Annotated in this window: 12 protein-coding genes; 5 read left to right on the plus strand and 7 right to left on the minus strand. The window is 57.2% G+C overall.

All coding sequences use genetic code 11. The features are described from left to right. Positions 1–1,056 (minus strand): oxygen-dependent tRNA uridine(34) hydroxylase TrhO, encoded by a 1,056-nt coding sequence (locus C1N84_RS11460; RefSeq protein WP_021506440.1) that lies wholly within the window; start codon positions 1,054–1,056, stop codon positions 1–3. Between the two features lie 267 nt (positions 1,057–1,323). On the opposite strand from C1N84_RS11460, the gene C1N84_RS11465 reads away from it, so the two are divergent. The 3 genes from C1N84_RS11465 (at position 1,324) to C1N84_RS11475 (ending at position 3,591) form a co-directional block, all read left to right on the plus strand. Beyond that, positions 1,324–2,247 carry a Kdo(2)-lipid IV(A) acyltransferase gene (locus tag C1N84_RS11465; RefSeq protein ID WP_021506441.1) on the plus strand — a complete coding sequence of 308 codons (924 nt, stop codon included), beginning with the start codon at positions 1,324–1,326 and terminating at the stop codon, positions 2,245–2,247. A 557-nt stretch (positions 2,248–2,804) separates the two neighbouring features. Beyond that, complete coding sequence (locus C1N84_RS11470) at positions 2,805–3,071, plus strand: hypothetical protein (protein ID WP_021506442.1); 267 nt, start codon at positions 2,805–2,807, stop codon at positions 3,069–3,071. Positions 3,072–3,192: 121 nt separating this feature from the next. Continuing rightward, positions 3,193–3,591 (plus strand): MysB family protein, encoded by a 399-nt coding sequence (locus C1N84_RS11475; protein ID WP_021506443.1) that lies wholly within the window; start codon positions 3,193–3,195, stop codon positions 3,589–3,591. Between the two features lies 1 nt (position 3,592). Here C1N84_RS11475 and C1N84_RS11480 read toward each other — a convergent pair whose 3' ends face one another. The 3 genes from C1N84_RS11480 to C1N84_RS11490 all read right to left on the minus strand — a co-directional run bounded on the left by C1N84_RS11480 (position 3,593) and on the right by C1N84_RS11490 (position 8,140). Further along, complete coding sequence (locus C1N84_RS11480; RefSeq protein ID WP_021506444.1) at positions 3,593–3,832, minus strand: YceK/YidQ family lipoprotein; 240 nt, start codon at positions 3,830–3,832, stop codon at positions 3,593–3,595. A 227-nt stretch (positions 3,833–4,059) separates the two neighbouring features. Further along, positions 4,060–6,612, minus strand: coding sequence for a glucans biosynthesis glucosyltransferase MdoH (gene mdoH, locus C1N84_RS11485; RefSeq protein WP_058780762.1), 2,553 nt, complete (start codon positions 6,610–6,612; stop codon positions 4,060–4,062). After that, positions 6,605–8,140, minus strand: coding sequence for a glucan biosynthesis protein G (locus C1N84_RS11490; RefSeq protein ID WP_182688977.1), 1,536 nt, complete (start codon positions 8,138–8,140; stop codon positions 6,605–6,607). The genes mdoH and C1N84_RS11490 overlap by 8 nt, the downstream gene beginning before the upstream one ends. A gap of 278 nt (positions 8,141–8,418) precedes the next feature. Between C1N84_RS11490 and mdoC the strand changes: the two genes are divergently transcribed. Beyond that, positions 8,419–9,564 carry a glucans biosynthesis protein MdoC gene (mdoC, locus tag C1N84_RS11495; RefSeq protein WP_021506447.1) on the plus strand — a complete coding sequence of 382 codons (1,146 nt, stop codon included), beginning with the start codon at positions 8,419–8,421 and terminating at the stop codon, positions 9,562–9,564. Positions 9,565–9,604: 40 nt separating this feature from the next. Here mdoC and C1N84_RS11500 read toward each other — a convergent pair whose 3' ends face one another. Next, positions 9,605–11,065, minus strand: coding sequence for a phospholipase D-like domain-containing protein (locus C1N84_RS11500; RefSeq protein WP_021506448.1), 1,461 nt, complete (start codon positions 11,063–11,065; stop codon positions 9,605–9,607). A gap of 152 nt (positions 11,066–11,217) precedes the next feature. On the opposite strand from C1N84_RS11500, the gene C1N84_RS11505 reads away from it, so the two are divergent. Continuing rightward, positions 11,218–12,357 carry a glycoside hydrolase family 1 protein gene (locus C1N84_RS11505; RefSeq protein ID WP_264441404.1) on the plus strand — a complete coding sequence of 380 codons (1,140 nt, stop codon included), beginning with the start codon at positions 11,218–11,220 and terminating at the stop codon, positions 12,355–12,357. Here C1N84_RS11505 and C1N84_RS11510 read toward each other — a convergent pair. Together C1N84_RS11510 and C1N84_RS11515 are read right to left on the minus strand one after the other, a co-directional pair. Beyond that, positions 12,354–12,530 carry a hypothetical protein gene (locus tag C1N84_RS11510; protein ID WP_021506450.1) on the minus strand — a complete coding sequence of 59 codons (177 nt, stop codon included), beginning with the start codon at positions 12,528–12,530 and terminating at the stop codon, positions 12,354–12,356. The two genes, C1N84_RS11505 and C1N84_RS11510, sit on opposite strands and share 4 nt — an antisense overlap. A 313-nt stretch (positions 12,531–12,843) precedes the next feature. Continuing rightward, positions 12,844–15,045, minus strand: coding sequence for a TonB-dependent receptor (locus tag C1N84_RS11515; protein WP_264441405.1), 2,202 nt, complete (start codon positions 15,043–15,045; stop codon positions 12,844–12,846). Between the last annotated feature and the right edge of the window lie 84 nt (positions 15,046–15,129).

Consider the following 15,129-nt stretch of genomic DNA (forward strand, 5'->3'; position numbering starts at 1 on the left):
TTACTTTTTGTCCGGCGCGGGGATCGCCATGGTCATGTTGAGTAAACCGCGCGATTTATTGAACACTTTGTTGCCATTTTCACGGCCAGCGCGGCGCGCGCGCTGCTCTTCCGGCGCCAGTTTCGACTCTTCCATGCACAGCGGGCTGCAGCAGTTCTGATACTTTTCCGCACAGCTCGGGCACTGAATAAACAGCAGATGGCAGCCGTCATTAACGCAGTTGGTGTGGCTGTCGCACGGCGCACCACACTGGTGGCAGCTGGAGAGAATATCGTCAGAGATACGCTCGCCCATGCGCTCGTCAAACACGAAGTTTTTGCCTTTGAAGCGCACCGGTAAACCCTGCTCGCGCGCGCGACGGGTATATTCGATGATGCCCCCTTCAATGTGGTAAACATCATCAAAACCGTTGTGCTTCATCCACGCACTGGCTTTTTCACAGCGGATGCCGCCGGTACAGTACATGACGATTTTTTTGTCTTTCTGCGCCTGCAGCATATCCACCGCCATCGGCAGCTGATCGCGGAACGTATCGGCTGGCACTTCCAGCGCGTTGTCGAAGTGGCCCACTTCGTATTCGTAGTGGTTACGCATATCCACAAACACCGCATCCGGATCGTCGAGCATGGCGTTGACTTCGGCCGCTTTGAGATAGTTACCGACGTTACTGGCGTCGAAGCTACCGTCTTCAATACCGTCAGCCACGATGCGATCGCGCACTTTCAGGCGCAGCACCCAGAACGATTTGCCGTCGTCATCCAGCGCGATGTTCATGCGCAGATTGTCGAGCGCCGGGTCAAAGGCATAGAGCATCGCCTTCATCGCCTCATAGCGACTGGCCGGCACGCTGATTTGCGCATTAATCCCTTCCTGCGCCACGTAGACGCGGCCGAACACCTTCAGCTGGGTCAAGGCAACATAGAGACGGTCGCGGAACGCCTGTGGATCGGCAATCTGGAAGTATTTATAAAAAGAGACTGTGGTACGCGGCTCGGTTTCGGCCAGCATACGTTCTTTCAGCTCTTTATTGGAAACGAGGTTGTGTAACACTGGCATGGTGAACACCTGTTAGCAATCAGAGAAATTTAGCGCGCATATGATACCTGAATTGAGCGTGATGCAAAGCCTCTGGTGCAATTCTCCTGCCATCAGCCACAATCGACGGGGTTCTGCGTTGTGCTCGCCAATATCTGCGCAGAAATGCTGTTCGTCGTGCGCTGACGCACGGATGGTTGATTTCAGTCAGAGAGAAAAAATGGCATAATCCCGGCCAATTACAGAAACCGGACTCTCTGGTACACGACGCAGGACATTGATATTTCCATGACGCAACTTCCGCAATTTACCCGCGAACTCCTTCATCCACGCTACTGGCTGACCTGGCTGGGCATCGGTTTCCTCTATGTGCTGGTGCTGTTGCCCTACCCGCTGCTGTACGTGACTGGCTGCGGGCTGGGACGCCTTGCCATGCGTTTTATGAAGCGTCGTGTTCAGGTCGCGCAACGCAATCTGGCGCTGTGCTTCCCGGATATGCCGACCAGCGAACGTGAAGCCATGGTGAAGCACAATTTCGAATCGGTGGGAATGGGGCTGATTGAGACCGGCATGGCGTGGTTCTGGCCGGACTGGCGTATTCGTAAATGGGTCAGCACCAGCGGCCTGGAGCACGTTACCGAGGCGCTGGCCCAAAAGCGCGGCATCCTGCTGATTGGCATGCACTTCCTGACGCTGGAACTGGGTGCGCGCGTGTTTGGCATGTACAACCCGGGCATTGGCGTGTATCGCCCTAACGACAACAAGTTACTGGACTGGCTGCAAACCTGGGGACGCATGCGTTCCAATAAAAGCATGCTGGATCGCAAAGATCTGAAAGGCATGATCCGCGCCATGAAGAACAACGACATCATCTGGTATGCGCCCGATCACGACTACGGCCCGCGCAGCAGTGTATTCGCCCCGTTCTTTGCCGTTCAGGAAGCCGCGACCACCACCGGCACGCATATGCTGATTCGTCTGGCTAATCCGAGCGTGGTGCCGTTCCTGGCACGCCGCCTGCCGCACGGCCGCGGCTACGAACTGAAAATGATGCCGGATATCCGCCACAAATTCTCACTGGAGAGTGAACTGGATACCGCTATCGTGATGAATAAAGTGGTAGAAGAGACGGTGCTGCTGGCGCCTGAGCAGTATATGTGGCTGCATCGCCGCTTTAAAACCCGGCCCGAAGGGCAGCCTTCACGCTATTAATCGGTTGCGGGGTATTATCAATGCCCCGCGTTATTAACCGCGCATTTGCCTTAATTCACGTGATTGTCTGCGCAGTGGCGCGCTAAAAAAGGCCCAGCCTGAGCTGCTATGCCTTCCACACGCTGACACTTAAGTCAACGACCCCCTTTACGCCGCCTGCTACTATCTTGCGCATTAATCACGGTTTTTTGTTGCTACGCCTACGCGTTCTCCCTCGCCCTCCGCTGCTTTTGAGTGCCTGAGTTTGTACGGCAATATGCGTAAATATGACGGGTGCGGATCTGATTTTGATGACTTCCAGGCCTTTTCCTATTTAATTTTACTCAGGCTTGCCGTCTTGTTTACTTATCTAATAAATTTTACTGATTAAACAAGTATTTGTCTGAAAGTTAACCGCCATATTCTTTTTTGATTAAAAATTCATCTTTAATATATCTTTATGGAATTGGTTAGCCCGATCGAATCCAGTTAGTTTCGACCCTGACAGTTAGCTCGTTAACTGCGCGTTTAAAAATATAAAAAGATTACACACAGCAAATATATTCAGGACACATAATATGAATAAAGGTATCTACTACTACGTGACGATCAGTACCGATCAGGAGGGTTACCATCTGCTGCATCGGAAAGAGTGTAAACGTCTGCCGGTTAAGGAGGATATGGTGTTCATCGGTACGCTCTATAATTTAAATCAGGCTTTGGCCACCGCACGAATTAATTTTAAAAAGGTGAAACCCTGTATTAAATGCTGCATCCGTTATTCTGCACCCGTGTTACGCGAGTCGGTACGACCGGTTCTGCACTTTCCGCAAAAAATGATGTAACCGGCGCGGGTGGATGACTTTTTACCCATCCACCCCGTCATTGTTCTCTCCCGCCCTGACAGCCGCCAATTTTCGTCTATTCTTCTGTGAAATCCCCTTTTGCACTGACAAGGAGTTGCAGATGAGCCTGTATAGTACGTTAGAAGAAGCCATTGAAGCCGCACGCGAAGAGTTTCTCGCCAGCCAGCCTGAGCTGGAGCAGGATGACGCCAGTGTCAGCCAGTTTGCGCTGCAGAAGTACGTAATGCAGGATGGCGACATTATGTGGCAGGCGGAGTTTTTCGCTGATGAAGACGGCCAGGGCGAATGCCTGCCAATTTGCAGCGGTGAAGCGGCGCAGGCGGTGTTCGACGGTAATTTCGATGAAATTGAGCTGCGCCAGGAGTGGCAGTCGGAAAATACCCTGCACGAATGGGACGAAGGCGAATTTCAGCTGGAGCCGCCGCGCGACCTGGAAGAAGGCGAGGCAGCGGCCGAAGAGTGGGAAGACGACGACAGTCCGTCAGACAACTGGGCGTAAGTTACTCGTACGGGCCGTGCTGTGCGTCAACCGGCAGTAGCAGCGTGTCCATCACCAGCGACAGCGGCAGATCGAGAATGGTCAGCACGCGCCACGGCCCGTCACGCACATCCCACTGCACGCCCGGATAATACTGGTTACCGTGCCCCTGTCCGGGTACGGTCCGGCTGATAATGCTGCCACAGCCCGTGAGCAGTAAAATGGCGGCGCACAGCGCAATTAACTTCAGGCAATATTTCACTGCATTTACTCACCCTGAACTGACACCCCTGATTCTGATGTGCGTCAGTGACTGTTTAAATGTGCTCAGGAACGCTGGCACATGTCATCGCGCCATTTTAGCTGCGGGTGCAGCTAAACCGCTATGCCTTTATGCGTAAAGATTGTGTGAGGCGCGTTAAGCACTTCGCTGAAGCGCAGGCATAAAAAAAGCGGCATCGCTGCCGCTTTTTCATCACCGTTAGCCTGTCAGGCGCGCTGAGGCAGCGCCTGCGGGTTAAGCGTGAGTTTCTGATAACTCTCAACCCACTGATGATATTTATCCGCACTTTCCCACAAGCGCGTGTGCACGCGCGCCAGCACCACCGGATCGCTGATCAGCTGCAGACGCTGTTCGCGATTCAGTTTTTCCGGCGCATCGCTCAATGCCTGATCGACGCGGCGATCGCGTGCGTGATCCAGCAGTGCGCTCTGCTTATGGCGCGATGTCGCCATCGCCGTCGCCAGCGCGTTGAACGCCGGATTGAACAGCGCATGCATGAAGCCATGCTTCAGCGCACGTTCACGGTTCAGCTGCAGATAGTGATCGGTGTCGACCAGCTCTTTCGGTGGCTCATACTCTTCCGGGATCAGGAACAGCCTGGCACGCTTACTCTTCAGCCCGACCGTGGCGCGACTCGACATCACCGAGACAAACGGCGACAGAATCAGCGAGAAGACGATTGGCGCCAGCCACCACAGGAAGTTGAGATCGAGCACGCCCATCCCGACGGCCCAGACAATGCCCAGCAGCATCTGTGAACCATGGCGACGGAACGCTTCGCTCCACGGCGTGGCGTCATCGTCACGCTGCGGCGAGTTCCACACCACTTCCCAGCCGAGGAACGCGCTGACCACAAACACGGTGTGGAACAGCATGCGCACCGGTGCCAGCAGCACCGAGAACAGCATCTCCAGCAGCAGCGAGAGGAAAAGGCGGAATGCGCCACCGTACGGTTTCGCCCCTTTAAACCAGATCAGCACCACGCTGAGCAGTTTTGGCAGGAACAGCAGCACCAGCGTGGTGGAGAACAGCGCGATGGCCAAATCCGGACGCCACTGCGGCCACACCGGGAACAGCTGACGCGGCTGCAGGAAGTAGGTCGGTTCCATCAGCGTATGCACCACCTGCAGGGCGGTCGACAACGCAAGGAACATAAACCACAGCGGCGCCGACAGGTAGGACATCACGCCGGTCAGGAACACCGCGCGGTGCACCGGGTGCATGCCTTTTACCAGGAACAGGCGGAAGTTCATCAGGTTGCCGTGGCACCAGCGACGGTCACGCTTCAGCTCATCAAGCAGGTTCGGCGGCAGCTCTTCATAAGAACCCGGCAGATCGTAGGCGATCCACACGCCCCAGCCGGCACGACGCATCAGCGCCGCTTCCACGAAGTCATGTGACAGAATCGAACCGGCGAAGGAGCCTTCACCCGGCAGCGGCGCCAGCGCACAGTGTTCAATAAACGGCTGCACGCGAATGATGGCGTTGTGCCCCCAATAGTGCGATTCGCCCAGCTGCCAGAAGTGCAGACCGGCGGTAAACAGCGGCCCGTAAACGCGGGTGGCGAACTGCTGACAGCGCGCATACAGCGTATCCATGCCTGACGCTTTTGGCGAGGACTGGATAATACCGGCGTTCGGGTTCGCTTCCATCATGCGCACCAGACCGGTAAGACACTCACCGCTCATCACGCTGTCGGCGTCCAGCACCACCATGTAGCTGTAGTTGCTGCCCCAGCGACGGCAGAAGTCATCGATGTTGCCGCTTTTACGCTTCACGCGGCGGCGGCGACGGCGATAGAAGATCTTGCCTGCCCCACCGACATCCCGCACCAGCTCCATCCACGCTTTTTGCTCGGCGATGGCGATGTCGGCATCGTAGCTGTCGCTCAGGATGTAAACGTCGAAATGCTCCGCGTTACCGGTGCGTTTCACCGACTCCCAGGTGGCGCGCAGACCGGCGAACACGCGTTCCACGTCTTCGTTACAGATTGGCATGATCAGCGCGGTGCGATGTTCCGGATTGAGCGGCTCATCACCGGTGGTCGAGTACGAGATGCTGTACTTATCGCGGCCGATCAACAGCTGCAGGAAGCCCATCAGCGCGGTCCAGAAACCGGCCGATACCCAGCAGAACAGGATGGCAAACAGGAACAGGATGCCGGTCTGCAGAATATACGGCAGGATCAGCTCCACCGACTGCAGCCAGTTCTGGTTAAACAGCTCGACCGGATCGAGCAGCGTCCAGCCCTGATACGGCAGAATGGTTTTCATGTACCAGGTGGCGACCACGGTCTGCAGAATGGTCAGAATCAGCAGCACGTAGCGACGCATGGAACCTACGTGGCGCCATTTGTCTTCCGCTTTCTGCTCTTCCACCGTGGCATAGCGTGGGTTGCCTTTTTGCCCGCGCAGTGAATCCCAGGCGCGCGCGATCGGGTTAGTACGCCAGGCTTCCGGGAACATCAGCGAACGCTTCACCGGCGGCATCGCCTTCAGCGTGGTGCGGTCGAGGTAATCTTTACTGAGCTGCTGGCCATCGGCGAGCGAATCCGGCCACGCCATGGATACGCGCGACGAGACCGATTTCAGCGGCGCATCGTCCGGCCGTTCGCTGGCGGCGATATCCTGCCCCAGCGCGCTGTGAATGGCATGAAACGCCTGCGCATTCTGCAGCGAGGCGCTGAGCGTGGCGCGTGCTGCCGCATCAAGCGGCAGCGCCTCCACATAAGATTGAGGTAAATAAGTCGATTTATTCATTGGCAGGTAACTGATAGCTCCAGGTTTCCGTCAATGTCTTGTCGCCGCTTACCAGCGCCGCACGCATTTCGGTCGGCTGCTTGTTGTCTTTGACGCGCAGACGCAGCACCAGACGCCAGCCTTTGGTGACCGGGTTGTAGCGTACGCTCTGCTCGACCACGTCGGCGTTGTTACCGACGCTGACCTGCGGCGCCACCTGGGTGTTTTCCGGCAGCTTGCTCATCGCTTTACCGACAAAGTCCACGGTAAAGGCGATGGAACCATCCGGCTGACGCACCAGGTTAGACTGCTTCACATCGCCCGCAGAACGCAGCGTGTCTTTCACCCAGGCCACATCGTCCTGGTGCAGCTGGTTTTCATCACGCGTAAAGTGCAGACGGTATTTGAAGTTCATCTCTTTGCCTGGCTCTGGCAGGCTCTCCGGCGTCCAGAAGGCCACGATGTTATCGTTGGTTTCATCTGCCGTCGGGATCTCCACCAGCTCTACGCGGCCTTTGCCCCAGTCGCCCTGCGGCTCAACCCAGCCGCTTGGACGCAGATCATAGCGGTCGTCCAGGTCCTGGTAATGGCTGAAGTCACGGCCACGCTGCAGCAGACCGAAGCCTTTCGGGTTTTCGATGGTAAAGGTGCTGACCGCCAGGTGTTTCGGGTTATTGAGCGGACGCCAGATCCACTCGCCATTTCCGGCGTGAATCGACAGGCCGTTCGAATCATGCAGCTCCTGACGGAAGTTGCTGACCGGCGACGGCTGGTTAGCGCCAAACAGGAACATACTGGTGAGTGGAGCTACGCCGAGTTTGCCGACGTTGTCACGCAGATACACTTTAGACTGCACGTCCACGGTGGACTCTTTGCCCGGCTGGATCACAAAGCGATAAGCACCGGCGGCGCGCGGAGAATCCAGCAGCGCATAAATCACCAGCTGTTTATCCTGCGGCTTCGGCCGCTCGATCCAGAACTCTTTAAAGCGCGGGAACTCCTCACCGGAAGGCAGCGCGGTATCAATCGCCAGACCACGCGCCGACAGGCCATACACCTGGCCTTCGCCAATCACGCGGAAATAGCTGGCACCCAGGAAGCTGGTGATCTCATCGTCTTTACCCTTTTTATTTAAAGGATACAGCACTTTGAAACCGGCAAAACCGAGGTTTTTCACCGCATCGGCATCGTGTTTCACGTTGCCGAAATTGAAGTAGTCAGGGTTATATTTGATTTCACGTACCGAAGACGCGGTGACTTCATTGATTTTCACCGGCGTGTCGAAATACATGCCCTGATGATAGAACTCGAGCTTAAACGGCGTGCGCAGTTTGCCCCAGTATGCTTTGTCGTGGTTAAACTGGATCTGCTGATAGTCAGCAAACTTCATTTCACGAAACTGAGAGGGTAAATTGCTTTTTGGCGCTTCAAAACCTTTCCCTGCCAGCGCCTTAGCTTGCTTTGCCACATCATCAATGTTGAACGCCCAGCTATTGTTGGCGTACAACGCCAGCAGAACTGCTGCGCCTACCCAGCGCATCTTCACCAGCCCGCCATTATTCTTCACTTTAGTCAGCACATCCCCCCCTTTCGTGTGCTTAGATCAAACCCATTTATCTTAAAGGATTATTCGGTTTTCCGACAGCTTATGTAAAAGATTGTTCCCCTGATTCGTAAGCCGAAAGTGTACTTTTCGGATAATTAAACCCGGAAGATTAAGAAACAGATTCACCTGATAGTATACGCTGTTTACAGCCGGTAGAATTTCGTCCGGCATAATCCGGTTTCAGGGTGAAACCGGCAAGTAAACTGACAAACCGGAAGCTTATGAGTTCAGCCAAACCCGAACGTGAATATTTCCTCGACTCGATTCGAGCGTATTTAATGCTGCTGGGCGTGCCTTTTCACGTCTCACTGATTTACTCGACCCAACGCTGGTCGGTTAACAGCCAGGACGCCTCACTGTGGCTGACGGTGCTGAATGATTTTATTCACGCCTTCCGCATGCAGGTGTTCTTTGTTATTTCAGGTTATTTCTCGTATATGCTCTATCTGCGCTATCAGCCCAACCGCTGGCTGAAGGTGCGGCTGGAGCGCGTCGGCATTCCGCTGTTAACCGCGGTGCCGCTCATTACCCTGCCACAGTTTTTTATGCTGAAAAATCTCACCAGCAAAGTCGGCGACTGGGCAAACTTCTCGCTGTATGACAAGTACAACGCACTGATGTGGGATCTGATTTCGCACCTGTGGTTTTTACTGGTACTGGTGATTCTCACCGCGTTTGGCATGCTGAGCTTCCGCTGGCTGCGCGATCAGCAGCGCCGCATCGATTATCAGCAGGTTGGCTGGGGCAAGCTGACGCTGGCCCTGCTGGCTTATGCGCTGGTGTGGTGCGCCTTCCGTCGGCTGATTTTCCACTTTGCTCCCGCGCTATTAATGGATGGCCTGTTCAGCATTGCGGTTATGCAGTCGCTGTTCTTCCTGCCGTTCTTTATGCTGGGTGCGCTGAGCTGGAAACATCAGGCGCTGAAAGCGCTGTTTGTGCGTTTTAATCCGGTGATGTGCTTTGGTGCCATTGCGGTGTTTATCGCGTACAGCCTGAATCAGCGCTACAGCAGCGGTGAAGGCTGGCTGTACGAGCTTGATGCCATCATTTCTACACTGATGGGCTTGTGTATGCTGAACGTCTGCTTCAGCTTCGGCCACAAGCTGCTGAACAGCCACTCGCCGCGCATCATGTATCTGGTGAACGCGTCGCTGTTTATTTATCTGGTGCACCATCCGCTGACCATCCTGTATGGCATCTATGTTACGCCACACATCAGCAGTAATACGCTGGGCTTCTTTGTCGGCCTGCTGATGGTGTTTGGCGTTGCCTTTGCCCTGTACGAAATTCATCTGCGTATCCCGCTGCTGCGCTTTTTGTTCTCCGGCAAGCCGCAGCGTAAACCAGAGACCTCCGCGCAGACGTAACGGCGTGCTTACCCGCCGGGCTGCGCGCGGTGCAGCCCGGCTATAGCAGCCACTCCACCGGCAGACGCCATACCAGCCGCACCAGCAAACGCTGCAATAGCGTGCACTGCGGCTCGTGCTTATGTACCACTTCCCGCGCTTCGCCGCTGTACTCCACCCAGTTAACGCGGCCCCACTTATCCAGCCGCAGTGCCCAGGCGCGGTCGCGCATGCCGCTGCTGAAGCGCTGATGGGTCTGCTGCGCCAGCGCTTCGCTCTCAATCACCAGCCCCATCTCCGTATTCAGCACAGCCGAACGCGGATCGAAATTAAACGAGCCAATAAACACTTTGCGGTTATCGACGGTGAAAGTCTTGGCGTGCAGGCTGGAGCCGGAATTCCCGGTCAGACCGCGATCGTGCGGGGCATCCGCGGCATTGGCCTGCGGCTTCAGTTCATAGAGCGCAATGCCGTGACGCAGCAGCTTCTTGCGCCAGCGCGCATAGCCGGCGTGAACCACGGTGACATCATTGGCGGCCAGCGAGTTGGTTAAGATGGCGATCTTAACGCCCCGCCGCTTCAGCGCCAGCAGCTGTGCCACCCCGGCCCGGGTCGGGACAAAATAGGCCGAAATAATATCGAACTGCTGCTGCGGCGTGCCGATCACCTCCAGCATGCGCTGCGGCAGCAAAGAGGAGCGCTTCGCTTTGCCCAGCCCTTTGCGCGGATCGTCACTCAGCAGCCGTGTGTGTGCCCAGGTCATGCTCAGCGAGCCCTGCTCCAGCTGGCTGACAAACGAGGATTTCTCCAGCCGCGCCAGATAGCGCTGCACCGCCTCGCTCTGCTGCCACTCCGGCGGTAAACGCACCGCTTCATGCGGCGGTGCGCCGGTGTCCACGACGCTGCGCAATGGCGATACCGCTTTGCTGTGCCAGTAGCGGGCGAAATCTTCCGCCACTTCATCTACCGCCGGCCCCAGCGCCAGCACGTCGAGATCGGTAAACAGCGGCTCATTGCCGGTGCCAAAATATTCGTCGCCGATGTTACGGCCGCCCACCAGCGTTACCGCGCCGTCCACGGTCAGGCTTTTGTTGTGCATCCGGCGATTCAGGCGGGCGAAGTCGGTCAGATAGCCCAGCGCGCGCAGGGTTCGAAACGAGAAGGGATTAAACAGCCGCACGGCGATATTCGGATGCCGATCGAGTTCGGCCAGCGTTTCATCCAGCCCGGGCGTATTGTTGTCATCCAGCAGCAGGCGCACCTGCACGCCGCGCTCCGCCGCATCCAGCAGCGCGCTGAACAGCAGGCGTCCGGACATGTCGTTGTGCCAGATGTAATACTGGACGTCGATGGTGTGCTGCGCCATGCCCATCAGCAGATAGCGTGCCGCAAACGCATCCAGCCCATCGTTCAGCGGATGAATGCCGCTCAGTCCCGGATGACGGGCACATTGCTGTTGCGCATGTTCTCTCAGCCCGTCGCCCGGCCGTTCGCGTGAGGAACGCAGTGCCGCTTCGCTCATACTCAATCCCTGCTTACCCTGAAGCTGTTATTGTTGGTATCACCGCACGTAAAGGCAATCAGAGCCGTCTACTTCCGCGTCGGGTGCGGCGTTAATTTAGTCTAGACTTAGCCAGGCGTTCTGCATCCGGCGTTCTTCGTGAGGAGAAGATCATGACTCAGCTATCCCCGCGCCATCAGCCCCGGCTATTTCGCAGCTTTTTTCAGGGCAGCTTCCCCTGCTCTACCGCCTGCCGCAGCGGCGGGCGACGACTGGATATGGTCATCAGTAGCGGCCACGACATGCTGCTGGAGAAAGATTACGCCGCGCTGGCGCAGGAGGGATTGCGCACCGCGCGCGACGGCGCCCGCTGGCATCTGATTGAGGCCACGCCAGGTGAATACGACTGGCGCACCTTTCTGCCGATGATTCACGCGGCGGCGCGTCATGATTTACAAATCATCTGGGAGCTGGCGCACTTTGGCTACCCCGATCATCTTGATATCTGGAAGCCGGCGTTTGTGGAGCACTTTGGCCGCTTCGCGCGCGCCATGGCGCAGCTGATGCGGGATGAGGGCGTGGAGCAGCCGTTCTTTACGCCTATCAATCAGATATCCTTCTGGTCCTGGGCCGGCGCCGATGTCTCGTGGCTCGATCCCTACGCCAGCGCGCGCGGCCGCGAACTGAAACGTCAGCTGGTGCGCGCCTCGCTGACGGCCATGCACGCCATTCGCGACGTCTATCCGGACGCCCGCTTCGTGCTGACCGACCCGCTGGTGCAGATCGCCGCCGATCCGCATAACCCCGACAGCAAACCTTATGCCGACAGCCAGCATCAGGCGCAGTTTGAAGCCTGGGACTGGCTGGCGGGACGCGATGCGCCGGAGCTGGGTGGTCAGCCCGATTTTCTCGACATCCTGGGGCTGAACTATTATCCCGACAACCACTGGTTCTTCTCCGGCGACACCATTCCGCCCGACCACCCGCAGCGTCAGCCGCTGCACCGGCTGCTGATGCAGTGCTGGCAGCGTTATCAGCGCCCGCTGCTGCTGGCGGAAACCGGCGCGGAAGGCGACGCGCGCGCGTCCTGGCTGCGGCATGTCAGTGAGGAAGCGCGGCTGGCCTTAGCGCAGGGCGTGGCGCTGGAGGGCATTTCGCTCTATCCGGTGGTGGAGTATCCGGCGTGGGCCGACGATCGGCGCTCGCCTGGCGCGCTGTTTGGTCTGGGCGATCCCAATGGCAATCGCACCCTGCACGAAGCGCTGGCGCTGGAGTTACGCAGTCAGCAGATTAAATGGCGCACCCAGGATTAAGAGTGCTGCACCGGGCTGGCGGTTTTGGGCGGGCAGGTTTGTACATCCAGTGACGGATCGGCTGGATGGCGCACGTCCGTCAGCCAGGTCATGGTGAAAAGGAACACTACGCCGATCAGGCAGGCGGAAAGCAGTCCAATGATGGCGATCAGTTTGTCATCCCGGGATTCCATCGACATCTCCTTGCGGGCGTCCGTAGTCGGTTGCTGGCCTCAGCTCATCCATAATGTAAGCATCAGGACGAAGATTATAAGGGTAACCGAGGTCACTGCAAGTACCACAATGGCGAAGTGCGCATCATCCAGCGGTTGCCGTAAAGGTTCGTCGTGATCGTCAGGTGGCGCGGGTGAACTCATGATGACTCAACAGGAAAGAGGCGTTTTTCAGCGGGATTGCCGCACAGAGTGTAATGGAATAGCGGCCAACGTACAGCACTATTTCTGGCGGAAAAGACCACGGAGCGTCACTACGCCCCGTGGTGGCCGCTTAGAAATCGTAGCTCATGCTGATTTTCAGCGTGCGCGGGTCGCCCTGCGCGAGATAGGTGCCGGTGTCATCAACGTTTGACCAGTACTTCTCATTGGTGACGTTTTCGACCGCCACGCGCCACACCAGATCGTTCTGATTCACCTTCATGCGGTAACGCATACCAAGATCCAGCGTGGTATAGCTGTCCAGCTTGAGGGTATTGCCCGAGTTGGCGTACTGAGAGCCGCTGTAGTTGAGCAGCGCCGTGGCCGTCAGCCCCTCCACCGGCTTGATGTCATACTCCGCGCCCAGCACGTAGGTGTAGCGCGGCACGCCGATCGCCTGTTTGCCATCGTAAGTGCCGCCGGCGGTCTTCTTCATCACCGGATCGATCCAGGTGGCGCTGGCGTTGAGGCGCAGGCCCAGCACCGGCTCACCAAACACGTTGGCTTCCACGCCGCGATGGCGCTGCTCGCCATCCATGACGTAGACATTGTCACTGTTGATCAGGCCGGACGGTTTCTGGATTTCGAACAGCCCCAGCGAGCCGCCGATGCGGCCGAAATCCGTTTTCACGCCGATCTCATTCTGCTTCGAGTGCGCCACGCCGGTCACGGTGCCATAGTTGACGGCGTCTTTGGGTGCTACTTCACCAGGCTGCAGCGCTTCCGTATGGTTCGCGTACAGCGCCACTTCTTTCCACGGCTTGTAGACCACGCCGTAGGTTGGCATCCAGCGGTCGTTGGTGAAGCGCGAATCAACGCTTTCCGCGCCGGTGTTGTAGTTATAGCTGCGCACCACCACTTTCTGATGGCGAGCACCGACGGTCACCAGCAGCGTATCGTCCAGTAATCCCAGCGTATCGCTCAGCAGATAGCCCTGGGTGCGGGTGCGCGACGTGGTAAGCGGATCGGAGAACTTGCCGCCGGCGAAGGTGGCCGCCGGTTCCGCCACGTCACCGCTGTGGTAGATATTAAACGGCGTGCCCACCAGCGACATGTCGTAGGCATTTTTGGCATTGGTGGTCAGCGCCGAGTAACCCACGTTGACTTTATGACTGACGAAACCGGTGTGGAACTCACCGCGCAGCCCCACCATGCCGCTCATGTTGTCCTGAATACGGTTGGAGTAGAAGCTGCTGATGGTACCGTCACCGTTGCTGTTGGTAATGGTCGGCGCGCCGTAGTTGCCGGTTTCATGAGCATGCTGTGCGCCGAGGCCGGCATAGGCCGTCCAGCTGTCGGTAATATCGTATTCTGCTTTGGCGATACCGAATTCAGATTCCATATCGCTGTACACCCATTTCTGGCTGTAGTTGTGCGAATTTGACGGCACCGCCGGGATCACGCCGGCGCTGGCGAATTTCACGCCCTGTAAGCCGTCATGGAAGGTTTTCTTCTGATAGCCAACGTCCAGCGAGGTGCGCAGCCGGTCGCCGCGATAATCAAGACCGACCGAAGCCGCCGTGGTGCGTTTTTTCTCGCCGTCAACGCCGGTTTCACCTTCGCGATGTACGGCATTAACCCGCACGCCAAACTGATTGTTATCGCCAAAGCGGCGCCCCACGTCCAGCGTTCCGCCAACCTGAGACGAGGAGGTGTAATCGAGGCCCACGCGATTGATCGGCGTATCTTCGGCATGTTTCGGCTCGAGGTTGATCATACCGCCGACGCCGGAACTGGCTGCGCCGTTAACCAGACTGTTGGCGCCTTTGAAGATCTCCACGCGATCGATCAGCGAAGCGTCCATCACCTGGCGCGGCACCACGCCCGGCAGACCGCCGAAAGTCATATCATCGCCGTCGAGCGTGAACCCCCGAATGCGGTAAGTTTCAGCGAAATTGCCGTAACCTTTGACGTTTTGCACGCCCGCATCGTTGCGCACCACATCAGCGATGGTTTGCGCTTGCTGGTCCTGAATCATTTTTGCCGTATAGCCGATGACGTTGAACGGCACGTCCATGGCGTTTTGCTCGCCCAGCATGCCGAGGCGACCGCCGTGGGCAATCTGGCCGTCAAGAAAGGCCGGTACTAAGTCGTTGCCGCCGGGTTTGAATTCACTTTGCGGCGTGGCGGTGACGGTCAGCGTCTGCTGTCCGTTAGCGCCCTGAGGTGCGTTACTGGTGTTAGTGGTAGCAGCCATCACTGGCAAACAACCGGCGCTGACCAGCATGGCCAGCAGCGTCGGTTTCATTCCGGGATTGAAAGGCGTTCTGCGCATGGTTATCCCCTGATGTAAACTATACTGAGAATCATTATTATTGCGGTTTGCGATTATGCGCAGCGTACAGCTAAATGCAAGCGA

Source organism: Pantoea sp. SGAir0418 (assembly GCF_043529865.1).

Coding starts and splice junctions, on each gene's coding strand:
- C1N84_RS11460 (WP_021506440.1), bottom strand. CDS start 1,056: ATGCCAGTGTTACACAACCTCGTTTCCAATAAAGAGCTGAAAGAACGT.
- C1N84_RS11465 (WP_021506441.1), top strand. CDS start 1,324: ATGACGCAACTTCCGCAATTTACCCGCGAACTCCTTCATCCACGCTAC.
- C1N84_RS11470 (WP_021506442.1), top strand. CDS start 2,805: ATGAATAAAGGTATCTACTACTACGTGACGATCAGTACCGATCAGGAG.
- C1N84_RS11475 (WP_021506443.1), top strand. CDS start 3,193: ATGAGCCTGTATAGTACGTTAGAAGAAGCCATTGAAGCCGCACGCGAA.
- mdoH (WP_058780762.1), bottom strand. CDS start 6,612: ATGAATAAATCGACTTATTTACCTCAATCTTATGTGGAGGCGCTGCCG.
- mdoC (WP_021506447.1), top strand. CDS start 8,419: ATGAGTTCAGCCAAACCCGAACGTGAATATTTCCTCGACTCGATTCGA.
- C1N84_RS11500 (WP_021506448.1), bottom strand. CDS start 11,065: ATGAGCGAAGCGGCACTGCGTTCCTCACGCGAACGGCCGGGCGACGGG.
- C1N84_RS11505 (WP_264441404.1), top strand. CDS start 11,218: ATGACTCAGCTATCCCCGCGCCATCAGCCCCGGCTATTTCGCAGCTTT.
- C1N84_RS11510 (WP_021506450.1), bottom strand. CDS start 12,530: ATGGAATCCCGGGATGACAAACTGATCGCCATCATTGGACTGCTTTCC.
- C1N84_RS11515 (WP_264441405.1), bottom strand. CDS start 15,045: ATGCGCAGAACGCCTTTCAATCCCGGAATGAAACCGACGCTGCTGGCC.